Genomic DNA, 24,187 nt, shown 5'->3' on the forward strand with positions numbered 1-24,187 from the left:
GGGAGGGGAAGGGCAGGGGCGTTGGGGCCAATGTCTAACAGGTGCCCGTCCCGGTTGCGCGCGGTCCTCCCGCCGTGCAAAGGCTTGAGAAACCTTCCATGAACCTGGACCTCCATCCCGCGTCTCCGGCCAGTGCCCTGCGCAAGCTCGCGTTGGGGACGTGGCGCGCGCCCCGCGACCCCACGGCCTACGCGGCGCTGGAGGTCCGCATGGAGCCGGCGCTCGCGTTCATGGCCACGCACCGCACGCTCACGGGCCGCCGCCTGACGGTGACGCACCTGGTGGCGAAGGCCGCGGCGGACGCGCTGCGCCGCTACCCGGAGGCCAACGTCGTGCTCCGGGGCCAGCGCCCGTGGCTGCGCGAGGACGTGGGCGTCTGCGTGCTGGTGGTGCAGCCAGCGAGCGGCTCGTCGCGCGTGGACCTGACCACCGCCACCGTGCACCGCGCGGACCAGAAGTCGCTGGAGGCGCTGGCGGACGCCATGGAGTCGCGGGTGTCGCGGGTCCGCGCGCGCGAGGACGTGGAGATCGAGCGGGGCAAGCGGCGCTCGTCGCTGTTGCCCGGCTGGCTGATGGGCCCCGCGCTGCGGCTGTTGTCCTTCGTCTGGTACGGCCTGAACGTGAACCTGCGCCGCGTGGGCATGCCGTTCGACCCGTTCGGTTCCGTGGCGGTGACGAACCTGGGCTCACTGGGGCTGGAGCGGGGCTTCGTCGCGATGGTGCCCTACACCCGCGTGCCGCTGTTGCTGGCGCCCGGGCTGGTGCGGGATGTGCCCGTGGTGCAGGACGGGGTGCTGGTGCCCGGCAAGGCCATGACGCTCACCTGCACCTGGGACTCGCGTCTCATCGACGTGGACCTGGCCGCGCGGGTGCTTCGGCACATCGGCGGAGCGCTGGAGGATCCCCGGGGGTGGGATGCACCGGGGACCGAAGCGCGGTAGAACAGGGGCGTCATCCGGAGGTCGGCACCATGTCCGTGGATCCCTTTCGTCGCGTCGGTTCGTCCCGTCCCGTGGGGCGGGTGCTGAGCGGCCAGGACCGCTTCGAGAAGGAAGCCCTGGAAGGTCCTCCCGAGGGCCACCTCGCCATGGACCGCCGCCAGCGCATGGCCGGCGGCCCGCTGCCGGTGAACGGCGAGAGCCCCTTCGCCGCGAAGATGCGCAAGCTGGCCGCGTCGAACCCGGACGGCAAGGAAGACTGACGCGGTCCCTCCTCGCCGGGCCGCTCAGACCTGCCCGGCGCCGCCGTCCACGAAGAGCTCCGCGCCGTTGACGAAGCTGCTGTCGTCCGACGCGAGGAACAGCGCCGCCTTCGCCACCTCGTCCGGCTGCCCCATGCGTCCCAGCGGGATGAGGCTGGTGAGGTACTCCTTGATCTGCTTCGCCCCCGCAGCGTCGGCCGCCAGCCCGTTGAGTCCCGGCGTGTCGATGGGCCCCGGGCTGAGCGTGTTCACCCGGATGCGCCGCCCCTTCAGGTCCGTCGCCCAGGTGCGCGCGAACGAGCGGATGGCCGCCTTCGTCGCCGCGTAGACGCTGAACGCCGCCGAGCCGTCCGAGCCCGCGGTGGAGCCCGTCAGGATGACGGAGCCGCCGTCCTTCAACAGGGGCAGCGCCTTCTGCACCGAGAACAGCGTGCCCTTCACGTTGACGTTGAACGTCTGGTCGAAGTGCGCCTCCGTGATGGTGCCCAGCGCCGCGAACTCGCCGCCGCCCGCGTTGGCGAACACCACGTCCAGGTGCCCCGCCTCCTCCTTCACCCGCGCGTAGAGCCGGTCCAGGTCCGCCATCACGGACACGTCCCCGCGCACGCCCACCGCGCCGTGGCCAATCTCCTGCACCGCCCGGTCCACCTCCGCCTGCCGGCGGCCGGTGAGGAACACCTTCGCCCCCTCCTGCGCGAAGCGCTTCGCGGACGCGAAGCCGATGCCCGTGGTTCCACCCGTGACGACCGCCACCTTCCCGTCGAGCCTGCCCATCGTCCCACTCCTTGGTTGTGGACTTCGTGGTCCATATCTAAGAATGGTGGACCGAACGGTCAATAACTTTTATTTTCCGGGCATGGCTCGGCCTCGGACATTCGATGAAGCGCAGGTGCTGCGGGCGGTGCGCGACCAGTTCTGGACCAAGGGCTACGCGGCGACGTCCATGGACGACCTGATGCAGGCCACGGGGCTGGGGAAGGGCAGCCTCTACGGAGCCTTTGGCGACAAGCATCAGCTCTTCCTGAAGGTGTTCGACACGTACTGCGTGGGCTCCGTGGAGTCGGTGAAGAAGACGCTGGAGGGGCCGGACGCAGGAGCGCTGGAGCGGCTGCGCCAGTACATGCTGGGCGTGGCCACCGCGTCCGCGGCGCCCGCGAACCGGCGAGGGTGTCTGCTGGCGCGAGGCACGTCGGAGCTGGCGGCGCAGGACGCGCACGTGGCGGACCGGGCACTGGAGACCTTCCGGGGGCTGGAGGCCGCGTTCGTTCGCTGCCTGGAGCAGGCCCGGGCACATGGGGACCTTGCCGCCCACGCTGACTCACAGAGGTTGGGTGCCATGCTGCTCGCGGTCTTCCGGGGGCTGGAGGCCGTGGGCAAGGCGGGCATGGACGAGGCCAGCCTGCGCGGCATGGTGGAGACGGCGTTCGAACATCTGCCCGCCCCGGTGAAGCGCCGTCGCTAGAGCCGTCCCCTCTTCCGGTGACCCCCGCGTTCAGGCTAGGCACAGAGGCCTGAACGCGGGTGCATGCGGTCACTCACCGGGATTGGGGGCATTGATGCGGAAGGCACATGCGGTGGCGGCGTCGATGGTGGCGCTGATGCTGGGGCAGACGGGCTGCTATCGGACGAGCATCGTCACGAACCTGCGGCCGGAGCCCAAGGTCCACCAGGACCGGCAGTGGTTCACGGCGGTGGGCCTGTTGCCCGTGTCGAGTCCCCCTGGCAGCGAGTGCAAGAACGGCATCGCGTGGGCGCAGAGCCGCGCGACCCCCAGCGACTTCCTCATCCAGGCGGGCCTGGCGGTGGCGGGCGCGTTCATCGGGTCGGCGGTGTGCGCTGGCGGCAACCGCACTGACGAGGAACAGGGCAACTGCGCCGCGATTGGTCTGCTGGTGCCCACGCTCCTGGTGGGCTCGCGCACCGTGGCCTACGCCTGCGCGTCGGAGTCCCAGAACGTCAATCCGCGGCAGGACCTGGGCACGGGCCCGGAGACGCCGGTCCGCGTGCCGGACAATGCGAACGCGCCGGAGGAGGGCGAGGTCCCGGTGCTGGAGACCCCGACTCCGCCGCCGCTGCCGCCGCCCGGTTCCGTGCCGGATTCGAGCCCCGGGCTCTGAAATACATCCGGACGCGGCGCGGAGGGTGTCCGCACCGCGCCCGGAGGTGTCTGTCTATTCGCCGCGCCGCTTGGAGCGCGTCCGGGCCCAGCCCTCGTTGGACTGGTTGCGCTGCACCCGCTTGTGCTCGCGCTGCGCGGTGGCGTCCGTCTGGCGGTGCTGGAAGGCCTGCTCGCGCAGGAGCTTCGCGAAGTTCGCGCGCCGCTCCTCGGGGATCGTGCCGTTCTCCACCGCCGCCCTCACCGCGCAGCCCGGTTCACCCTGGTGGCCGCAGTCGCTGAAGCGGCAGCCGGTGGCCAGCGCGAGGAGGTCCGCGAAGGCGTTGGCCAGGCCCTCCTCGTCGTCGCCCCACAGGCCCAGCTCGCGCATGCCGGGCCCGTCGATGATGAGGCCGCCGTGCTCCAGCACGAACAGCTCCCGGTGCGTGGTGGTGTGCCGGCCCTTGTCGTCCTCCGGCCGCACGGGCTGGGTGACGAGTCGCGCGGCGTCCAGCAGCCGGTTGGCGAGCGTGGACTTGCCCACGCCGGACGAGCCCAGCAGCACGCCAGTCCTGCTGGGAGGAAGCCGTGCGCGCACGTCCTCCACGCCCATGCCCGTTCGCGCGCTCACCGCGAGCACGTCCACGCCGGGGGCCAGGGCCTGCACCTCCAGGACGCGCCCGGCCGCGTCGTCCGCGAGGTCCGCCTTGCTGAGGAGCACGACGGGCGTGGCGCCGCTGTTCCAGGCCACCGTGAGGGACCGTTCGATGCGGCGGGGGTTGAAGTTGCCGTCCAACCCCACGACGAGGAACACCACGTCCACGTTGGCGGCGATGAGCTGGCCGTCGTGTTCGCTGCCCGCCTCGCGCCGCTTCAGGAGGCTGCGGCGGGGCAGCACGGAGTGCATCAGCGCCTCTCCGTCACCGGACGCGGGCGGTTGCAGGAGGACCCAGTCGCCCACGGTGGGCAGGGCCTCCGGGCCCTGGGCCTGATGGAGGAGGCGTCCGGAGGCGCGCGCGAGGAAGGCCGCGCCGGCGGTCTGCACGGTGAGCAGTCCCCGCTGCTGGCGCACGACGCGCCCGGGGACGAGGGACGAGGAGGAAGACGACTGCGAGACGGTGTTGGACAGCGCGAGGTCGAGGTCGGGACCCCAGCCGAGGGTTTCAAGTGACACTTGGGGAACTCCGGGCAGAGCGATGCCTGGGGCGCGGGGAGAGGACTCCGGGGCGCCGGGCGTGAAGGAAGCGGGGCTCGCGCTGCGACGGACGACGGTGATGCGACCGGCTCAGCGGATGGGCGCCCGCGTGGCGGACAGGGCCGCGACGACGACAAGGGGCGGAGTCATCAGGACGGGTCTCCTCAAGGTGCGTGGAACCACCGGCGGTCATCGCCGTTCCGTGCGGGACCCTAACAATTCCTGTCGGCCGCTGGCCACCCCCGTGCGTTTTCCCCCTTGAACCTCACGCGACGTGAGGTTGTACCCATGACATCCAGTCACGCGAAGACCGTGGCTGGAAAGGGGTGAGGCATGCAGCACACGGAGCTGAAGGTCGGGGAGCTGGCCCGGCGCACGGGGCTGTCCATCCGCGCGCTGCACCACTACGACGAGATTGGGTTGCTCAAGCCCTCGGCGCACACGGCGTCGGGGCATCGGCTCTACACGGCGGAGGACATTGCCCGCCTGAGTCACATCCTGTCGCTCAAGCAGCTCGGGTTCTCGCTGGAGGAGATTGCCGAGACGCTGGGCCGGGCGGACTTCTCCGCCCTGCGCGTGGTGGAGCTGCGGCTCCAGCGGGCCCGGGAGCAGCTGGCGGAACAGCGTCAGCTCTGCGACCGCCTGGATTCCCTCGCACGGCAGCTGCGCGCGGCGGAGCCGGTCTCCGCCGACGACTTCCTACAGACCATCGAGGCCATGACCATGTTCGAGAAGTACTACACCCCGGAGCAGTTGAAGGAGCTGGAGGCCCGTCGCCAGGCGATGGGTGACGACGCCATCAAGCAGGTGGAGGCCGAGTGGCCCCGTCTCATCGCGAGCATGCGCGAACAGATGGAGCAGGGCGCCGACCCCGCGTCCGAGCCGGTGCGAGCCCTGGCCACGCGCTGGCGCGAGCTCGTCCGCGCCTTCACGGGCGGCAACCCCGGCATGGAGAAGTCGCTCCAGACGATGCACCAGCAGGAGCCGCAGATGGCCCAGCGTCAGGGCCGCGACCCGAAGCTCATGGAGTACGTGGGCCGGGCCATGGCCTGTCTGGACGCGCCGAAGTAAAGCCAGACACGGCGACGGCCGCCAGCGAAGGGCTGGCGGCCGTGGCTGTCATGCAAATGCAGCTCGCTGAAGGCTACTGGCCGCCAATGGTGCCATTGGAGCCACCGGTGCCGGTGCCGCCCACGCCACCCATGGTGCCGCCGGAGCCGCTGGTGCCGGTGCCTCCGACGCCGCCCGTGCCAGTCGTGCCGCTGGTGCCGCCCGTACCGGTGCCGCCCGGGTTGATGACGGTCGAGCCGTTGGACTCATTGCCGGGCTCGGTGGCGCCGGTGGTGCCGGTGCCCGTGCCGCCAATGGTGCCGGTGCTGCCGGAGCCACCAATGGTGCCGTTGCTACCGGAGCTGCCGACGCCGGTGGTGCTGGTGCCCGCGCCGCCGTAGGTGCCGGTGCTCGTCGAGGGCGGCGTGTACGTGCCGGTGGACGGCGAGGTGCTCCCGGTGCCGTAGGTGTCCGTGCTGGAGCCGGTGGTGCCGGTGCCCGTGCCGATGCCACTGGTCCCGGTGCCGCCGGTGCCGGAAGTGCTACCGCCCGTGGTTCCGGTGCCGGTGGTGCCCGGAGTCGGGTTCACGCCGGTGCCAGAGCCACCCGTGCCGGTGGCGGTGTTGCCCGTCTGCACGCCCGTGGAGTTGTTGGTGCCGGGCGTGACCGTGCCCGACGAGCCAGCGGTGCCTGTCTGCCCGCTGTTGATCATCTCTGGCGAAGCGCCCGAGGAGCCGGGGGTCGTCCCGGGGCTCGAACCGTCGCCTACCTGCTGGGCGAGCGCGCTGGTGGAGAGCAAGAAGCTGAAGGCCAGTGCCGCGGTGCCAATGGAGCGTCGCATGTCAGGAATCCTTTCCCCTCGCTTGAGGCGTAAAGGTGTGTGCTCACCGGACAGGGCAACCCGTCAGGACCAGCCGGCACAAGGCAGGCCGCCAGCTCGCAGGTCATTCATGGGACGAAGCACGCGGGACAGGGCTTGCACGCACGCGCTCCCTGCGCGCTCAGGGCGGTGGGCAGGGGTGCCGCGCGAGAGGCGCGATAGCCAGGACGACAGGCTGCGCACGCGCTTCGGCTTCTTCTTCCGGTGTCATCAAGCCGGCCATGCGCATGTGGCGAAGCCGTCCATCCCTGCGCGGCTGAAGCCGGTCGATGAAACATTCGGGGTGCTTCCGCCACCGCGGATCATCATTCATCGTCACGAGCAGCGCCGCCTCCGCCAGCGTGAGGTCCGAAGCCCCCCTTCCCAGGTAGTGCCGGGCCGCTTCGGGCAGGTCACGAAGACCATGTCCCAGCGGCATCCGCCGCGCTTCGAAGGCCAGCAGTTCCTCCGCCGTCCAGTGACGCGTGAGCCAGATGCCCAGCGTCAAGCGCTCATGCAACAGCAGGCGCTCCGAACCCTCCGGGCGCCAACGCCGGGCGATCGCGTCCGCCAGCGTCCATCCCGGAGGCACATCCATCCGAGACGGTTTGGACACGAGGGTGCGCGTCACGGTCCACGCGACGGTCCAGGGCCACACGGGCTTCACCGTCATCGAGCCCCCGGGCTCGTACAGGCTCCAGTACACCCGGGCGAGGTTCGCCGGCAGATGGCCGGTGGCGTCCGGCGGAGAGGGAAGCGCGGGAAGCCTTCGCAGCAACACCTGGTACATCCCCTCCACCGCGGCCAGGAGCCCCATGAACATGAGGCCTGCCCCGCACAGTCCGAGGCCCACGAGCCGCATCCGCCGACGGAAACGCCATGAGAAAGGCATGCCCTCCACGGATTGCAGGGCGTGGGCCACGTCCGGGGTGTCCAGCAGGCGGGCATTCGTGTCGCGGTGAGCAGTCTCCGCCCCGTTTCTGTGCTGTCCTCCGGTCCCGGGAGGAGCGTGCGTGAGCGGACGGGAAGGGCATCTGGCGGCGGGCCGCAAGAGCGCGCGCCTCGCGCGGAGCGTGGGCGCCCGTGCATGGCCGCTCACGCTCGTCATCGCCGCGGGACTGGGCCTGCTGCTCTACGTCTCCACCACCAGCCTGCCGTACCTCATCGCCTCACCCGCCGGAGACGCGCACCTGGGCGCACTCAATGACTGTCTGGCGCGGCAGCTCGAAGGGGTCACGCGGCTGGGCTGGGCCGTGGCGCCGGACGCGTCGCGCGCGGCGGTGTTCGGGCCCCGCGTCGTCGCGGTCTGCGGCGAGGATGGTTCACACTCCCGGCTGGAGATCCCCGGCACCACCGCGCTCGCCTTCGACGGCGCACGCCGTCTGTGGGCCGCCGCCGGAGGTCACCTGCTGCGGGAGCGGGACGGCGCACTGCTGCCGGTGGGCGACATCACTCCACCGGAATGGCTGATCGGCCACGCGGGCGGAGTCCTCGCGCTGGATGCCACCGGGCAGCTCGTCTCCGTGGCGCCGGACGGCAAGGTGCTGGGCCAGGCGCAGGTGCCGGGTCCAGGAGGCCGTCTGTCCATCGGTCCTGGCGGCGTGCTCGCGGCGGTGGAGTGGGGCGGCGGCGTCATCGTCTACGACGCGCGCACCCTGGAACTGGTGCGGGCGGAAGCCCCGTGCGCCGTGGAGTTCCTGTGGTGGCTCGACACCGCGGATCAGGTCCTGCTCGCCTGTGGCGCCACTGCTTCCCCGGACGCATCGGGGCCGGGCTCGCTGCGCTTCGATGTCCGCACGGGAGCACGCGAAGTGATGCCCGCACGCACTCGCGCGCCTGCCCGGAGGCTCTCGGGGCGGGCGTTGTATGTGCAGGGGTGCGACGGCTTCCCGTGCACCGCCTCGCCTCCCTGAAACTGTTATGGGGAGGTTTCTCCTCGGGCCCGCGACTGCGACCCGGGGCTTTCGGGGTTGGTGGGGCTCAGGCCCAGGCACGGCGTTCAGTGCCTGACAGCTGGGGCCATTCCGCCCCAGCTTTACATTCGACAAACCCGCGAACTCATTGGACGTTCCTGGGATCGCGGGCCGGTTTCGCAGTACCGGTCGCAACGCTTCCGCCGATCAGGGGTTTCATTCGTGGACGACACCAAGGCTTCCAGCTCCTCCGCTCCCCGCAAGCGCGCCAACGGCCGAAAGACAGCCGCCACCGCCGCAAGCCAGGACGCTGGCCCTCCAGGCGCCCGCTCGCAGGGCAACGTCGCGGCCAACCGGCTGAGCAACGTGGAGGCGACGCGTGCCGAGCCCGCGACCGCCCGCCGTGCTCCCTCGCGAAGCCGCAACGGCAACAGCCGCCCGGCCGCTGATGACGGCCTGCGCCCCGGTGGCCCTCCTCCGCTCCAGCAGTTGCTGGCGGCGCTCCGGGCCGTGCAGGGCGGTGACTTCTCCGTGCGGCTGCCGTCGGGCGCGCAGGACGTGGTCATGGATGAGATTGCCCGCGCGTTCAACGCGGTGGTGACGCTCAACTCCACGCTCACCCACGAGATCGTCCGCGTGGAGCGCGTCGTCGGCCGCGAAGGCCGCATGGGCGAGCGCGTGAACCTGGGCGACGTGCGCGGCGACTGGGCCACCAGCGTCCAGTCCATCAACGCCCTCATCGGCGACCTGGTGCAGCCCACCACGGAAGTCGCCCGCGTGCTGGTGGCGGTGGCCGAAGGCGACCTCACCCAGAAGATGGCGCTGGAGATCGACGGCCAGCCCGTGAAGGGCGAGTTCCTCCGCATCGGCACCACCGTGAACGCGATGGTGGATCAGCTCAACAGCTTCGCCGCCGAAGTGACGCGCGTCGCGAAGGAAGTCGGTACGGAAGGCAAGCTGGGCGGCCAGGCCGACGTGAAGGGCGTGTCCGGCGTGTGGAAGGACCTCACGGACAACGTGAACGTCCTCGCCGGCAACCTCACCGCGCAGGTGCGAAACATCGCGGAAGTGACGACGGCGGTGGCCCGCGGCGACCTGTCCCGCAAGATCACGGTGGACGTGAAGGGCGAGGTGTTGGAGCTCAAGAGCACCATCAACACGATGGTGGACCAGCTCAACAGCTTCGCCTCCGAAGTGACCCGCGTCGCGCGCGAAGTGGGTACGGAAGGAAAGCTGGGCGGTCAGGCCGCGGTGTCCGGCGTGTCCGGCACGTGGAAGGACCTCACGGACAACGTGAACTTCATGGCGTCCAACCTCACGACGCAGGTGCGCGGCATCGTGAAGGTGGTGACGGCGGTCGCCAACGGTGACCTCACCCAGAAGCTGATGGTGCCGTCGCAGGGTGAAATCGCCGCGCTGGGCGCCACGCTGAACAACATGACGGACACGCTCAACGTGTTCGCGCAGCAGGTGACCAGCGTCGCGCGCACGGTGGGCGTGGAGGGCAAGCTGGGCGCCCAGGCCCAGGTGCCCGGCGCCGCGGGGACGTGGAAGGACCTCACGGACAACGTGAACCTGATGGCGTCCAACCTCACCAGCCAGGTGCGAAACATCGCGGAGGTCTCCACCGCCGTCGCCAATGGTGACCTGTCGCGGAAGATCACCGTGGACGTGAAGGGCGAGGTGCTGGAGCTCAAGAGCACCATCAACACGATGGTGGACCAGCTCCGCGCGTTCGCCGCGGAAGTGACCCGTGTCGCGAAGGAAGTGGGTACGGACGGCAAGCTGGGCGGTCAGGCCGCGGTGCCCGGAGTCGGCGGCACGTGGAAGGACCTCACGGACAACGTGAACAGCATGGCCTCCAACCTCACCACCCAGGTGCGCAACATCGCCCTGGTGACGACGGCGGTGGCCACCGGTGACCTGTCCAAGAAGATCACCGTCGACGCGCGCGGAGAGATTCTCGAGCTGAAGAACACCATCAACACGATGGTGGACCAGCTGAACAGCTTCGCCTCCGAAGTGACCCGCGTGGCGCGTGAAGTCGGCACGCACGGCAAGCTGGGCGGTCAGGCGGAAGTGAAGGGCGTGTCCGGTACGTGGAAGGACCTCACGGACAACGTGAACTTCATGGCGTCCAACCTCACCACCCAGGTGCGAGGCATCGCCAAGGTGGTGACCGCGGTCGCGAACGGCGACCTCACCCAGCGCCTGAAGATGGAGGCCAAGGGCGAGGTGGCGGAGCTCGCGGACACCATCAACGCGATGACCCAGACGCTCTCCATCTTCGCGCAGCAGGTGACGGACGTCGCGCGCACGGTGGGCGTGGAAGGCAAGCTGGGCGCCCAGGCCGTGGTGCCGGGCGTCGCGGGCACGTGGAAGGACCTCACCAACAACGTGAACCTGTTGGCGAACAACCTCACCGATCAAGTCCGTAACATCGCCGAGGTGACGACGGCGGTCGCGAAGGGCGACCTGTCCCGGAAGATCACCGTCGACGCGAAGGGCGAGGTGCTGGAGCTCAAGAGCACCATCAACACGATGGTGGACCAGCTCCGCGCGTTCGCCTCGGAAGTGACGCGCGTCGCGAAGGAAGTGGGCACGGACGGCAAGCTGGGTGGTCAGGCCGACGTGAAGGGCGTGTCCGGCGTGTGGAAGGACCTCACGGACAACGTGAACAGCATGGCCTTCAACCTCACCACCCAGGTGCGCGGCATCGTCAAGGTGGTGACGGCGGTGGCCGACGGCGACCTGTCCCAGAAGCTGGTGATGGAGGCCAAGGGTGAAATCGCCGCGCTCGCGGACACCATCAACGCCATGACCCAGACGCTGTCCGTCTTCGCGCAGCAGGTGACGGACGTCGCGCGCACGGTGGGCGTGGAAGGCAAGCTGGGCGCCCAGGCGGAGGTGCCGGGTGTCGCCGGTACGTGGAAGGACCTCACGAACAACGTGAACCTGCTGGCCAACAACCTCACGGCCCAGGTGCGAAACATCGCGGAGGTGACGACGGCGGTCGCGAACGGCGACCTGTCCAAGAAGATCACCGTGGACGCGAAGGGTGAGGTGCTGGAGCTCAAGAGCACCATCAACACGATGGTGGACCAGCTCCGCGCGTTCGCCGCGGAAGTGACGCGCGTCGCGAAGGAAGTCGGTACGGAAGGCAAGCTGGGCGGTCAGGCCGACGTGAAGGGCGTGTCCGGCGTGTGGAAGGACCTCACGGACAACGTGAACGTCCTCGCCGGCAACCTCACGGACCAGGTGCGAAACATCGCCAAGGTGACCACGGCGGTGGCCAACGGCGACCTGTCCCAGAAGATCACCGTGAGCGTGAAGGGCGAGGTGTTGGAGCTGAAGAACACCATCAACACGATGGTGGACCAGCTCCGCGCGTTCGCTTCGGAAGTCACGCGCGTCGGTAAGGAAGTGGGTACGGAGGGCAAGCTGGGCGGCCAGGCCGCGGTGCCCGGCGTCGCGGGCGTGTGGAAGGACCTCACGGACAACGTGAACGTCCTCGCCGCGAACCTCACGGACCAGGTGCGCAACATCGCCAAGGTCACCACGGCCGTGGCCTACGGCGACCTGTCGCAGAAGATCTCCGTGGAGGCGAGGGGCGAAATCCTGGAGCTCAAGAGCACCATCAACACGATGGTGGACCAGCTCCGCGCCTTCGCTTCCGAGGTGACCCGCGTCGCGAAGGAAGTGGGTACGGACGGCAAGCTGGGTGGTCAGGCCGCGGTGCCCGGAGTCGCCGGCACGTGGAAGGACCTCACGGACAACGTGAACAGCATGGCGTCCAACCTCACCAGCCAGGTGCGCAACATCGCGCTGGTGACCACGGCCGTCGCGAACGGTGACCTGTCCAAGAAGATCACCGTGGACGCGAAGGGCGAAATCCTGGAGCTGAAGAACACCATCAACACGATGGTGGACCAGCTCAACAGCTTCGCTTCCGAAGTGACCCGCGTGGCGCGTGAAGTGGGCGCGGAAGGCAAGCTGGGCGGTCAGGCGGAAGTGAAGGGCGTGTCCGGCACGTGGAAGGACCTCACGGACAACGTGAACTTCATGGCCCGCAACCTCACCACGCAGGTGCGCGGCATCGTGAAGGTGGTGACCGCCGTCGCCAACGGCGACCTCAAGCAGAAGCTGGTGGTGGACGCGAAGGGCGAAGTGGCCGCCCTGGCGGAGACCATCAACAACATGACCGACACGCTGGGCATCTTCGCGGAGCAGGTGTCCTCGGTGGCCCGCGAGGTGGGCGTGGAAGGGAAGCTGGGCGGCCAGGCCCGCGTGCCCGGTGTGGCCGGCACGTGGAAGGACCTCACGGACAACGTGAACTTCATGGCGTCCAACCTCACCACCCAGGTGCGCGGCATCGTGCGCGTGGTGACGGCGGTGGCCAACGGCGACCTGACCCAGAAGCTCATCGTGGACGCGAAGGGCGAGGTGGCGGCGCTCGCGGACACCATCAACAACATGACCGACACGCTGGGCACCTTCGCGGAGCAGGTCTCCACGGTGGCCCGCGAGGTGGGTATCGAAGGAAAGCTGGGCGGCCAGGCCCGCGTGCCCGGCGCTCGCGGCACGTGGCGGCAGCTGACGGACAACGTGAACCAGCTGGCCGGTACGCTCACCAGCCAGCTGCGCGCCATCTCCGACGTGGCCACCGCCGTGACCAAGGGCGACCTGACCCGCAGCATCACGGTCGTCGCCGAAGGCGAGGTCGCGGCGCTGAAGGACAACATCAACCAGATGATCGTCAACCTGCGTGAGACGACGCAGAAGAACCAGGAGCAGGACTGGCTCAAGACGAACCTGGCGAAGTTCAGCGGCATGATGCAGGGCCAGAAGTCCCTGGACGCCGTCAGCCGTCTCATCATGAGCGAGCTGACCCCGCTGGTGTCCGCGCACCACGGCGCCTTCTTCCTCTCCGACCCCGAGGGAGGCATGCCGTCCCTCAAGCTCACCAGCACCTACGCGTACCGGGAGCGCAAGCACCTGGCGAACCGCTTCCGCCTGGGCGAGGGACTGGTCGGCCAGTGCGCGCTGGAGAAGAAGACCATCCTGCTGACGCGCGTGCCGTCGGACTACATCACCATCTCTTCAGGGCTGGGTGAGTCCGCGCCGCTCAACATCATCGTCCTGCCCGTCCTCTTCGAGGGCGAGGTGAAGGCCGTCATCGAGCTGGCCTCGTTCCACCCGTTCAGCGCCATCCACCAAATCTTCCTGGATCAGCTGACGGAGAGCATCGGCGTGGTGCTCAACATGATCATGGCGAACATGCGCACGGAGACCCTGCTCTCCGAGTCGCAGCGCCTGACCCAGGAGCTCCAGAGCCAGTCGCGCGAGCTCACCCAGCAGCAGGATGAGTTGAAGCGCACCAACATCGAGCTGGAGGACAAGGCGAAGGAGCTGGCGGACCAGAACACCCGCGTGGAGGAGAAGAACCGCGAGGTGGAGCTGGCGCGCGTCAGCCTGGAGGAGAAGGCGGAGCAGCTCACCATCATCTCCAAGTACAAGAGCGAGTTCCTGGCCAACATGAGCCACGAGCTGCGCACGCCGCTCAACTCGCTGCTCATCCTCGCGAAGCTCCTGTCGGACAACAAGGACGGGAACCTCTCCAACAAGCAGGTGGAGTACGCGAACACCATCTACGCGTCCGGCGGGGACCTGCTCAGCCTCATCAATGAGATCCTCGACCTGTCCAAGGTGGAGGCGGGCAAGATGCAGGTGGAGCCCCGGGACATCGTCCTCACGGAGCTCAACCAGTTCATCGACCGCAGCTTCCGCCCGGTGGCGGACCAGAAGGGCCTCACCTTCCAGGTGGAGGTGCTGACGGGCACGCCGCGCCACGTGCGCACGGACCCGCAGCGGCTGCAGCAGGTGCTCAAGAACCTGCTCTCCAACGCCTTCAAGTTCACCGACGAGGGCGGCGTGAAGCTCACCGTGCGCCTGGCGGACAAGGGCATCCGCTTCGACCACGAGGCGCTGCGCCGCTCGCGCCACGTGCTGGCCTTCGCCGTGAAGGACACCGGCATCGGCATCGCCAAGGACAAGCAGCGCATCATCTTCGAGGCGTTCCAGCAGGCGGACGGCTCCACCGCGCGCAAGTACGGCGGCACCGGCCTGGGCCTGTCCATCAGCCGTGAAATCGCCAAGCTGCTGGGCGGCGAAATCCGCCTGGAGAGCGAGCCGGGCAAGGGCAGCACCTTCACCCTCTACCTGCCGCCGGAGTACCAGGGCGCGGACGAGGAGGGCGGGCAGGGCAACGACGAGGCCAGTCGCGCGCTGGGAGCCCTGCCGGAGACGCACGCCCCCCCGTCCACGTCCGGCATCGTCACGGCGACGACGCCGCTCGCGCCGCCGTCCCCGGTGGCCGAGCCGCAGGCCCATGTGCTGGACGCCGCGCTGCCCCCGCAGGTGGAGGGCTCGCACACGCCCGTCGTGGTGGAGGACGACCGCGAGCTCATCCGCGAGGGCGACCGCACCTTGCTCATCATCGAGGACGACCTGAAGTTCGCCCGCATCATGGTGCAGATGGCGCGCGAGAAGGGCTTCAAGGCCCTGGTCGCCACGCGCGGTGACAGCGGCCTGTCCATGGCGCACGAGTACCAGCCGGACGCCATCACCCTGGACATCCAGCTGCCCGTGGTGGACGGCTGGAGCGTGCTGGACCGCCTCAAGCGCAACCCGCGCACGCGCCACATCCCCGTCCACATCATCAGCGTGATGGACAAGCACCTGGGCAACACCCAGGGCGCGTTCGGCTACCTCACCAAGCCCGTGAGCAAGGAGGGGCTGGAGCGCGTCTTCGGACAGCTGTCGCGCTTCCTGGAGCGCCGCGAGCGCCGCCTGCTCGTCATCGAAGACGATGACGTGCAGCGCAACAGCCTCACCCAGCTGCTCAGCGACGGCGGTGACGTCGTCGTCACCGCGGTAGCGTCCGGCCAGGAGGCCCTCGCGAAGCTGGAGGAGAACGAGTACGACTGCCTCGTCATCGACCTCCTGTTGCCCGACATGGACGGCATCAAGCTGGTGGAGGAGGTGAAGACGCAGCAGCGCTTCCGCGACCTGCCCATCGTCGTCTACACCGGCCGTGAATTGACGCCCAAGGACGAGGCCCGTCTGCGGCGCTACACCGGCAGCGTCATCCTGAAGAGCGGCGCGAAGAGCCCCGACCAGCTGCTCAGCGACACAGCGCTCTTCCTGCACCGCCTGGACGAGAACCTCCCGGCGCGCGCGCGCGCGGCCCTGGCGCAGCGCAACGACCAGGACGCACCGCTGGCCGGCAAGAAGGTGCTCCTGGTGGATGACGACATGCGAAACATCTTCGCGCTCACCAGCGTGCTGGAAAATCACAGCATGCAGGTGGTCTTCGCGGAGAACGGGCGGGCTGCCATTGAGATGCTCGGTCAGCACCCCGACGTGGATGTCGTGCTGATGGACGTGATGATGCCGGAGATGGATGGCTATGAAACCATGCGTGCCATCCGCAAGGACCCCAAGTACGCCAGCCTCCCCATCATCGCCGTCACCGCGAAGGCGCTGAAGGACGACCGGGAGAAGTGCATGGCGGCCGGCGCGAGTGACTACCTGCCCAAGCCGGTGGATACCGATAAGCTGTTGGAACTGGTCCGGCTGTGGGTGAGTGCTTGATACTCAACGAGGACGATCCATCCTTGAGCCCCCTTGGCACTTCCGTCTGGAAGGGGGCAGCCCTAGCCTTGTTCGCCGTGTATCGGGTCCCCTGACCCACGCGCTCCCCCGCTGCGCACATGAACTCCACAGAGCACACTCCGGAACGTCCCCAGGAAGCCGCCGCCACCCCGCGCGCGGCCATCCTGATGGTGGACGACCATCCGGCCAACCTGCTGGCGCTGGAAGCCATCCTCGAGCCGTTGGGCCAGGACCTGGTGAAGGCGACCAGCGGCGAGGAGGCGCTCAAGCAGCTGTTGCAGCGCGACTTCGCGGTCATCCTGATGGACGTGCAGATGCCGGGGCTGGACGGGTTCCAGACCGCGGCGCTCATCAAGCAGCGCGAGCGCACGCGCACCATCCCCATCATCTTCCTCACCGCGCTCAGCCGTGACGCGGCGCATGTCTTCAAGGGCTACGCGCACGGCGCGGTGGACTACCTGCTCAAGCCCTTCGACCCGGAAATCCTCCGCTCGAAGGTCAGCGTCTTCGTGGACCTGTTCCTCAAGGAGCAGCAGCTCCAGCGCCAGGCGGCCCTCCTGCGCCAGCGCGACCGCGAGGCCCTGGAGCGCCAGAGCGCGCTGCGCTACCGGCGGCTCACGGAGTCCCTGCCGGAGCCCATGTGGGCGGCTCGCGCGGATGGGGCGCTGACGTACGCCAACCGCGCCTGGCGGGACTACACCGGCCACCACGAGGGGTATGAGCTGTCGCTCTCCTCGTTCCTCCTGGACGTGCACCCGGCGGACCGCGAGCGGATGCGCGGCGTGTGGAGCGACGGGGTGGTGCAGGTGCAGAGCAGCACGCAGGAGTTCCGGCTGCGTCGCAAGGACGGCGTCTACCGCTGGCACCTGGCGCGCGCGGTGCCGGAGCGCGACGAGCACGGGCAGCTGGTGGGCTGGCTGGCCATCGCCACGGACATCGACGACAAGCGGCGCGCGGAGGAGGCGCTGGGGCGCTTCAAGACGACGCTGGACGCCACGCTGGACTGCGTCCTGATGTTCACCCCGGACTCGCTCACGCTCGCGTACGCGAACGCGGGCGCGGCCAAGCAGCTGTCCTCCTCCGTGGAGGAGCTGGTGGGCATGTCGGTGCTGGAGGTGGAGAGCGCCTTCGACGAGACGGGCTTCCGCAAGCTGCTGGCGCCGCTGATGTCCGGCACGCTGCCGTCGCAGACGTATTCCACCAACCACCGCCGCCGCGACGGCTCGGAGGTGCCGGTGGAGGTGGTGCTCCAGTACGTGGCGGAAGGGGAGGGCCCCGGCCGCTTCATCTCCGTGGCGCGCGACATCACCGAGCGCCAGCGCGCGGAGACGGCGCTGCGGCTGGCGAGCGAGGCGAAGGACGCGTTCCTCGCCGCCGCGAGCCACGAATTGCGCACGCCGCTGGCCGCGGCGAAGGGCCACGCGCACCTGGCGCTGCTCAAGCTGGGCGGGCAGACGGAGGCCGGCCCCGGCAAGTCGCTGCAGATCATCAACCGGCAGATCGACCGCATGGCGAAGCTGGTGGAGGACCTGCTGGACATCAGCCGGTTGCAGGCGGGGCGGCTGTCATTGGAGCTGGAGCCGTTTGATTTGTCGCAGCTGGTGCTGGAGACGCGGGACCGCATGGCGGTGCTGTCCCAGACGCACGAGCTGAAGGTGGAGGTCCCCGAGCGCCTGGAGGGCACGTGGGACCGGGGGCGGTTGGACCAGGTGCTGACGAACCTCTTGTCCAACGCCATCCGCTACTCGCCCGAAGGCGGCCAGGTGCTGGTGCGCCTGGCGGTGGAGGGCGACAGCGGCGTGCACCTGTCCGTGAAGGACCAGGGCGTGGGCATCCCCAGCGAGAAACAGCGCCTCATCTTCGAGCGCTTCGGCCGCGCGCACGGCAGCAAGTACGGCGGGCTGGGGCTGGGGCTCACCATCAGCCAGGGCATCGTGGAGCAGCACGGCGGCCGCATCTGGGCGGAGTCCACGGGCACGGTGGGCCAGGGCTCCACCTTCAACGTCTGGCTGCCCCGGCGCACGGAGGCCCAGGCGGCGACGCCGACGGAGTCCTCGCGCACGCCGAGCTGAACCTTCCGCGTCGGGTGGGGACGCGGCGGAGGGCTGCTTGCGTTCCCCGGGGACGCGGGGCGTGGGGCCGGTGTCTCTGGGAAGGCCGTTGGTATGGCGCGTGCTCAGGGACGGGGCATGTCCACTCCCTCGCGGCCCAACATCCTCATCCTGACGGTCGATCAGCTCCAGTTCCCCCCGTTCGCCTATGGGCCTGATGGCGGCTTCCTGCCGGCCATCAAGGACATCCTGGGCTTCGTGGACGAGGGAGGGGAGGACAACCCGTTCCGGAAGTTCTTCCCCGGCTTCGCGGCGCTGCGGAAGAACGCGGCGGTGTTCCGCAACCACACCATCGCGGCGTCGGCGTGCACTCCCAGCCGCGCGGTCATCTACACGGGGCAGTACGGCACGCGCACGGGCGTCACGCAGACGGACGGCCTGTTCAAGAGCGGTGACGCGGCGGCCTTCCCGTGGCTGTCAGCGGATGGGATTCCGACGCTGGGGCACTGGTTCCAGAAGGCGGGCTACCACACGCACTATTTCGGCAAGTGGCATGTGAGCAATCCTCCGGACCACTCGCTGAAACAGTATGGCTTTGACGACTGGGAGTTGTCGTATCCGGAGCCGCACGGGGCCTCCATCAACAACCTGGGCGCGTTCCGTGACGAAGGCTTCGCGGACCTGGCGTGCGGCTTCCTGCGGCGGATGGCATTGGGTGAGCCGTACAACCGGGCGCTGGCGGAGCAGTCGTACGAGGCGCCCCGGGCCGCCGCGCCGGGGAGCGAGCCCCAGCCGTGGCTGGCGGTGGCGTCGTTCACCAATCCGCACGACATCGCGACGTATCCCATCCTGCCGCGGCAGTTGGATCCGGCGGGGCCCAAGGTGGGGCCGTTGATGGTGCCTACGGGGGGACGGTCGGTGGCGCCCACGGGGGGGACGTTCACGGTGCCGCTGAACCCGCTGGGGTTCCCGCAGGACAACGCGAGCGTGCCGTCGAACCTGCACGACACGTTGGAGAACAAGCCGGCCTGCCAGCGGGACTATGCGTACAAGGTGGGGCTCGCGCTGTCGTCGAAGACGGGCCTGACGATGCACCAGGCGAACGAGAACATCGACCCGGTGACGGTGACGTTGAACGCGGGCATCCCGTTCCAGCTGACGCACGACCCGGAGAAGGCGGCGCTGCGCTTCCAGCAGTACTACGCGTGGCTCATCCACCTGGTGGACGGGCACATCGAGCGGGTGCTGCGGACGCTGGACGAGACGGGGCTTCGGGAGAACACGGTGGTGGTGTTCCTCTCCGACCACGGCGAGTACGGCGCGGCGCACGGCTACCTGATGGAGAAGTGGCACACGTCCTACCAGGAGGCGCTGCACGTGCCGCTGGTGGTGCAGTTCTCCGAGGAGCAGAAGACGCGATACATCGACGCGCTGACGAGCCACGCGGACATCGTGCCCACGGTGCTGGGGCTGGCGGGGATTACCCGCGAGGAGCAGGCGGCGATCCGCACGGACCTGAGGCTCCACCGTCCGGTGCCGCCGTTCGTGGGCGCGGACCTGAGCCCGCTGGCGAGGGGAGAGTCCTCCACGGTGATGGAGCCCAACGGCACGCCGCGAGAAGGCGTCCTCTTCATCACGGACGACGAAATCACGGAGCCGCTGCCGCGCACGGGAGACCCGCACCAGATGCATGATGACGCGCTGTTCACCGTGTACACGCGAGCGGTGGAGCGGCTGAGGGAGCAGGGCAAGGTGCCCGGGTTGAAGCCTGGAGCGGTGTGCCAGCCCAACCACGTCCGCTGCGTACGCACGCCCCGCTGGAAGCTGGCGAGGACGTTTGACCCATCCGGAGAGCACGCGGACCAGTGGGAGCTCTATGACCTGGAGACGGATCCGCTGGAGATGGAGAACCTGCTCGTCTTCGACCAGCCGTTCCCGACGCTGATTCCGTCACTGCCGCGGGGGCTGTCCCGCGTGGAGGTGGAAGAGGCGGCGCGCGCGACGCATGCGCTGCTGGGGCGGTACGAGGTGGAGAAGCTGTCGCCCTGGCCGCAGGGTTAGAGGAACCGGCGGAGCCACTGGTTCGTGTCGTGTTGGAAGGGAAGGAGCTCTTCGCCTTTGTATTGGAAGAGGAAGGGCTCCATCAGCTGGGCCAGTGCGCGGTACTGGGGGGGGATGGCTTTCGTCTGTGTGTCGATGGGGTCTGGCCATTCGTCCAGGGTGACGAGGACGCGGTCACCGTCCATGGGGAGCAGGGAGACCTCCGGGAAGGGGAGCGCGTTCCGGAGCGCGTCGATGCCGCCCAGCTGTCCCAGCAGGGGCTGGCCGAGGAACGTGAGCCAGGCGGGGGCCAGGGCGTGCGTGCCGATGACGGCGCTGAGCTCCCTGTTGTTGTAGGCGTCCAGTCCCGGATACCGGGCGAGGAGCGCTTCGGTGAGCTTCCAGTCGCCTGAGCTGAACAAACCTTGGGGGGAGACGATCGCGAAGCTGGCGTAGCCGAAGTTGAAAGGCAGCTCATGACCCAGTTGGAGCGCAAGGGTTTGAAGGTGTGAAGCTCCGTGCTCCTTGAGGTATTCGGTCGGGAACGTGAACGATACCGAGCTGATGGGGTCCTCAAGGATGGGATCCCCGAGGCGGCGCGCGTAATACTCGAAGTGGTAGTTGCCGGCCTCGCTCGGGCTCTCCATCAGCTCAATGGTCCAGACGCCCTTCCAGGGCGGGTCCAGAAGATACGTCCGGATGTGTTCCCATCCCTTCTCGTCGAGCGGCTCCAGTTCTCCTTCCTCGGACGGATACCAGCCCAGCGACCCAGGAGGGATGGCCTGAAGATAGGCCTGAAGGGCGCGCCAGACGGCGTGGGCAAAGGCCTCAGGATGGTCGTGGAAGAAGAAGGAGATGACGATTCCGTCGCGTCCCGCGACCCAGCCGCCTCTGCCTTGAAGCCGGATGGTGGGAAAGGCGTCTCTCATGGCGTCCTCACTCCAAATCTTGGCGAGATGAGCAGGGCCTGTCCGCCCAGGGCGGTCTTGTAGACTTGCCCCTGGTTCTGGCCGAAGTACGGACTGCTCGGCCCATACGGCGTCCATTGGGGCTGGTTGGTGCCAGGGCAGGGGAACTTGAAGTCCAGGGTGAGCGCGGCCTCAAGCAGGTTGCGGTCTCCGTGCAGGACGATGTCCGGCTTGATGGTCCCCCGGAGTTCCTCGGTGCATCCGTCGGCGATGAGTCGCGCTTCCTTCTCCGGCTGATGGTCTCCAGGAAGCGGGCGTTCGGGTAGAAGCGGTAGCGCTGCTCGATGCTGAAGGGCGCGGGCCACAGCTCCTTCAAAACCTCTTCAGCGCAGTGAAGGGCGAGGACATGCTTCTGCCTGCCCAGGAACATGGCCCGCGTCACAGGCTTGCCGCAGCGGTCCTGCTCCACCACCTCGGCGCACTCCTGGCGCGTCGGAGGTCGGCCGTGGAAGTAGCGCGCGTTCCCCAACTGCTCCGCCTGGACCGCGCAGTCGGCGAGCTGCTTCTCCAGTTCATCCGCGTCATGGTCCTGCTGCATCAGCGCGAGCACGGCTGCCGGAATGGCTCGGAGCAGGGGAGACGCAGCGGCCCGGGTTGCGGATGCTGTGGCCTGCTCCGCCACATACGCCGCGTGCCGTGCCTTCCCAGCGGTCTCCGAATCCACGAATCCCAGTTCTCCGTGCCGGGAATGCCGGGAACCGCCAGAACACGCCGTCAGCAGGACGCAGACAATCCAGAGATTCGTCACGGGACGCACGTGCCGGACTCTATTGCCTCCTCTGGCGATGTCTTCAGCGGCTCGCGTGTGCGGGGGAGCCCTGGTCTAATAGACCCTTCACGGGACACGCACCGATACATTGGGAGCACGGACATTGGATGCTCGGCACCGTTGGATCACCCCCTCGCTCCTGGCGCAGGCCTGCGCTCGGGGCCAGGCACTCCCATGGCGGTTGCGTGTCCGGTTCGAGCGCGCCTTCGGGGCCGACCTGAGCGCTGTGCGCCTGCACGAGCATCCCCTGGTCGCGAGGCTGGGGGCCGAGGCCTTGTGCTGGGGAGAGCAGATCCTCTTCGCTCCGGGTGCGCTGGAGCTCGACCTGGCTCGCGGGACCCGGATCCTCGCGCATGAACTGGTGCATGTGCTGCAACAGCGCTCGGGACGCGTCCCTCATGGGAACGGCGGGACCGGGCTGCTCGTGGATGAGGCCCTCGAAGCAGAGGCCGAGGCCCTGGCCGCACAGGCCCTTTCGGGTGGGCGTGCGCACTTCGCGGCTTCCTGGGCGGGGACTTGTCCCACTCCCGCGCTTCAGGCGTACCACGTCATCCAGAACGCCCAGTTCGTCGCCCAGGACGTCAACCTCCACAACGCCACCTTCGAGACCCAGCGGGATGGAGTGCGGCCCCACCCCTACCCGAAGACGCACGGGGACAGCTTCCTCGTCGACGCTGGGACGGTGAACGTCATGGTGCGGGCGCACAACCAGATCGCGCTCCGGGTTTCGGATGACAACGAACTCGCCATCGAGGACACCGATCCCCACCACGAGCAGGCCAAGCACTTCTTCGCCACGGACAGCGCCATCACCCGGTGCAACCGCGCGTTGAAGTCCGCGGGCTCCAGCTACCGGATCGCCAAGGTCCCCGGGCCTCGCTACCTTGAAATCGGCCCGCCCGCGCAGCCCGGCTGTCTGCCCTTCCTGAGCGGCCCGGGACCCAAGCGGCTGTTCCAGGTGGCGATGTCCGAGGGTGGCCAGTTCGAGCCCGCCGTGTCGCAGAACTGCAACGAAATCTCCGGCAAGGTCATGGGGGAGCAGCAGGACTCGCAGCGCACCGTGAGGCTCACGCAGTCCGGCAATCAGCTCTTCCTCAATCTACCGCGCTGGCAGCTCGGAGGATGGGCCCCTGCCTTCCCGGCCCATGGCGACATCCCCTTCCGGCTGGCGGAGCTCCTCACCACGTTCCTCTTCCATGGACAGGCAGAGGGCCCCAACGCCGCCGCGGCCCGGCAACGCGCGGTCAACGATTACCAGGTCGGATTGCAGAACGCGCTGGCGGGCGCCAATACCCCTGTGGCCCAGATGGCGGCGCTCGCGGGCTTCAACGGCCCCATTGGCCGCAACTATGGCCGGCTGGTGAACCGGGTCCGCGCCAATGCCGCGATGACGCTCAACGGCGTCACCCTCAACGGGCTCACGCTCCGCACACGTTACGAGCAGGTCCTCTTCCGGCTGGGCCTCAATGCCTATGCGGACCCGCGGGTGGGCGATGCGTTCCAGACGTACTCCGTGGGCGCGATGGAGCGCTATCAGGATGCCCAGAACCGCAACTGGATGCGGATGCGGGACGAGGTGGCTCCCCGCCCGGTGGCGCTCGTTCCTCCTCCTGTCTACTGCGAACCGGTGTGGGAGTATCACTGGGGCGGAGTGGTCGCGGAGAGCGGAGCGGACCGCATCACCTTCGAGAACTACGCCCGCAACTACGAGGACCGCAACGGTCCCCAACTCCACGGCGGCGAGCTCCGCTCGTTCTTCCAGATGACCCGCGTGCCCACCCAGGTCAATGATCCGCTCATCGCCCAGTCCTGGCACGAGAGCTGTTACGCCCACGGCTTCGCCAATGCCCTGACGATGTGCATCTCCAAGATCAGCCGCTGTGGGCGCTGAACCGGCTCACCGCTTCCCGCGGGCCAGCAGCATCACCGCGACCAGGATGGCGCTCATCGCGCCCCAGGTCATGGGGCCCAGCGTCTCTCCCGCGAACACCACGCCCAGCAACACCGCCACCGCCGGGTTCACGTACGCATAGCTCGTCGCGAGCGCCGGCCTCGCGTGCTTCAGCAGATAGCCATACGCGCTGAACGCCACCAGCGAACCGAACACCACCAGATACACGAACGACACCATCGCTCGCGGGGGCACCGCGTCCGCCATCCGCTCCCCCAACGCGAGGCTCAGTGCCATCATCATCACGCCCGCGCTCAACATCTGTGTCGCTGGCGTCATCAACCCCGCGGGCATCGGCAACCGCCGGCTCCACACCGACCCGAAGGCCCACGCCGCCGGCGCCACCACCACCGCCAGCGCCGCCACGCCTCCGCCGCTCATGTCACCGCCCAGGTTGAGCAGCGCCACCCCCGCGAACCCC

The 24,187-nt window shown here is 68.7% G+C and carries 17 protein-coding genes; 10 read left to right on the forward strand and 7 right to left on the reverse strand.

Annotated features, from left to right (window positions below; genetic code table 11):
• Window positions 1–98: 98 nt before the first annotated feature.
• Together D7V77_RS25740 and D7V77_RS25745 are read left to right on the forward strand one after the other, a co-directional pair.
• Window positions 99–941, forward strand: a complete 843-nt coding sequence (locus D7V77_RS25740) for a 2-oxo acid dehydrogenase subunit E2 (RefSeq protein ID WP_120578949.1) — start codon at window positions 99–101, stop codon at window positions 939–941.
• A gap of 29 nt (window positions 942–970) precedes the next feature.
• A complete protein-coding gene (locus D7V77_RS25745) occupies window positions 971–1,201 on the forward strand; it encodes a hypothetical protein (RefSeq protein WP_120578950.1) in 231 nt (76 codons plus the stop codon).
• Window positions 1,202–1,225: 24 nt separating this feature from the next.
• Here D7V77_RS25745 and D7V77_RS25750 read toward each other — a convergent pair whose 3' ends face one another.
• The gene (locus D7V77_RS25750; protein WP_120578951.1) at window positions 1,226–1,975 is read right to left on the reverse strand and encodes a glucose 1-dehydrogenase; all 750 of its coding nucleotides are present in this window, start codon (window positions 1,973–1,975) and stop codon (window positions 1,226–1,228) included.
• A gap of 82 nt (window positions 1,976–2,057) precedes the next feature.
• On the opposite strand from D7V77_RS25750, the gene D7V77_RS25755 reads away from it, so the two are divergent.
• Both D7V77_RS25755 and D7V77_RS25760 read left to right on the forward strand, forming a co-directional pair.
• On the forward strand, window positions 2,058–2,663 hold the full coding sequence (locus D7V77_RS25755) for a TetR/AcrR family transcriptional regulator (protein ID WP_233597230.1): 606 nt from the start codon (window positions 2,058–2,060) through the stop codon (window positions 2,661–2,663).
• A gap of 94 nt (window positions 2,664–2,757) precedes the next feature.
• The gene (locus D7V77_RS25760) at window positions 2,758–3,318 is read left to right on the forward strand and encodes a hypothetical protein (protein ID WP_147452158.1); all 561 of its coding nucleotides are present in this window, start codon (window positions 2,758–2,760) and stop codon (window positions 3,316–3,318) included.
• Window positions 3,319–3,372: 54 nt separating this feature from the next.
• Here D7V77_RS25760 and rsgA read toward each other — a convergent pair whose 3' ends face one another.
• Window positions 3,373–4,470, reverse strand: coding sequence for a ribosome small subunit-dependent GTPase A (gene rsgA / locus D7V77_RS25765; protein ID WP_120578954.1), 1,098 nt, complete (start codon window positions 4,468–4,470; stop codon window positions 3,373–3,375).
• A gap of 354 nt (window positions 4,471–4,824) precedes the next feature.
• Here rsgA and D7V77_RS25770 point away from each other — a divergent pair, with 354 nt between their 5' ends.
• Window positions 4,825–5,562, forward strand: coding sequence for a MerR family transcriptional regulator (locus tag D7V77_RS25770; RefSeq protein ID WP_120578955.1), 738 nt, complete (start codon window positions 4,825–4,827; stop codon window positions 5,560–5,562).
• A gap of 73 nt (window positions 5,563–5,635) precedes the next feature.
• Here D7V77_RS25770 and D7V77_RS25775 read toward each other — a convergent pair whose 3' ends face one another.
• Both D7V77_RS25775 and D7V77_RS25780 read right to left on the reverse strand, forming a co-directional pair.
• Complete coding sequence (locus D7V77_RS25775) at window positions 5,636–6,382, reverse strand: hypothetical protein (protein WP_120578956.1); 747 nt, start codon at window positions 6,380–6,382, stop codon at window positions 5,636–5,638.
• Between the two features lie 160 nt (window positions 6,383–6,542).
• Window positions 6,543–7,223, reverse strand: coding sequence for a transglycosylase domain-containing protein (locus D7V77_RS25780; protein ID WP_158624494.1), 681 nt, complete (start codon window positions 7,221–7,223; stop codon window positions 6,543–6,545).
• 190 nt (window positions 7,224–7,413) lie between these two features.
• On the opposite strand from D7V77_RS25780, the gene D7V77_RS44355 reads away from it, so the two are divergent.
• The 4 genes from D7V77_RS44355 (at window position 7,414) to D7V77_RS25800 (ending at window position 20,099) form a co-directional block, all read left to right on the forward strand.
• The gene (locus D7V77_RS44355) at window positions 7,414–8,313 is read left to right on the forward strand and encodes a hypothetical protein (protein ID WP_121753298.1); all 900 of its coding nucleotides are present in this window, start codon (window positions 7,414–7,416) and stop codon (window positions 8,311–8,313) included.
• Window positions 8,314–8,535: 222 nt separating this feature from the next.
• Window positions 8,536–15,966: a HAMP domain-containing protein gene (locus tag D7V77_RS25790; RefSeq protein ID WP_120578959.1), complete on the forward strand. Its 7,431-nt coding sequence runs from the start codon at window positions 8,536–8,538 to the stop codon at window positions 15,964–15,966.
• A 119-nt stretch (window positions 15,967–16,085) separates the two neighbouring features.
• Window positions 16,086–18,059 (forward strand): PAS domain S-box protein, encoded by a 1,974-nt coding sequence (locus tag D7V77_RS25795; protein ID WP_120578960.1) that lies wholly within the window; start codon window positions 16,086–16,088, stop codon window positions 18,057–18,059.
• Between the two features lie 117 nt (window positions 18,060–18,176).
• Entirely contained in the window at window positions 18,177–20,099 is a 1,923-nt protein-coding gene (locus D7V77_RS25800) for a sulfatase-like hydrolase/transferase (RefSeq protein ID WP_120578961.1), read from the forward strand.
• Here the strand turns inward: D7V77_RS25800 and D7V77_RS25805 are convergent.
• Window positions 20,096–21,007, reverse strand: coding sequence for a DUF3396 domain-containing protein (locus D7V77_RS25805; protein ID WP_158624495.1), 912 nt, complete (start codon window positions 21,005–21,007; stop codon window positions 20,096–20,098). The two genes, D7V77_RS25800 and D7V77_RS25805, sit on opposite strands and share 4 nt — an antisense overlap.
• The gene (locus D7V77_RS44915) at window positions 21,004–21,351 is read right to left on the reverse strand and encodes a hypothetical protein (protein WP_233597231.1); all 348 of its coding nucleotides are present in this window, start codon (window positions 21,349–21,351) and stop codon (window positions 21,004–21,006) included. Before D7V77_RS44915 ends, D7V77_RS25805 begins: the two co-directional genes overlap by 4 nt.
• A gap of 645 nt (window positions 21,352–21,996) precedes the next feature.
• On the opposite strand from D7V77_RS44915, the gene D7V77_RS25815 reads away from it, so the two are divergent.
• On the forward strand, window positions 21,997–23,706 hold the full coding sequence (locus D7V77_RS25815; RefSeq protein ID WP_158624496.1) for a DUF4157 domain-containing protein: 1,710 nt from the start codon (window positions 21,997–21,999) through the stop codon (window positions 23,704–23,706).
• Window positions 23,707–23,712: 6 nt separating this feature from the next.
• Here D7V77_RS25815 and D7V77_RS25820 read toward each other — a convergent pair.
• Window positions 23,713–24,187, reverse strand: a 475-nt coding sequence (locus D7V77_RS25820; RefSeq protein WP_147452160.1) for an EamA family transporter, incomplete at its 5' end; no start/stop codon positions are given.

It is taken from the genome of Corallococcus sp. CA041A (assembly GCF_003612075.1).
Taxonomy (GTDB): Bacteria; Myxococcota; Myxococcia; order Myxococcales; family Myxococcaceae; genus Corallococcus; species Corallococcus exiguus.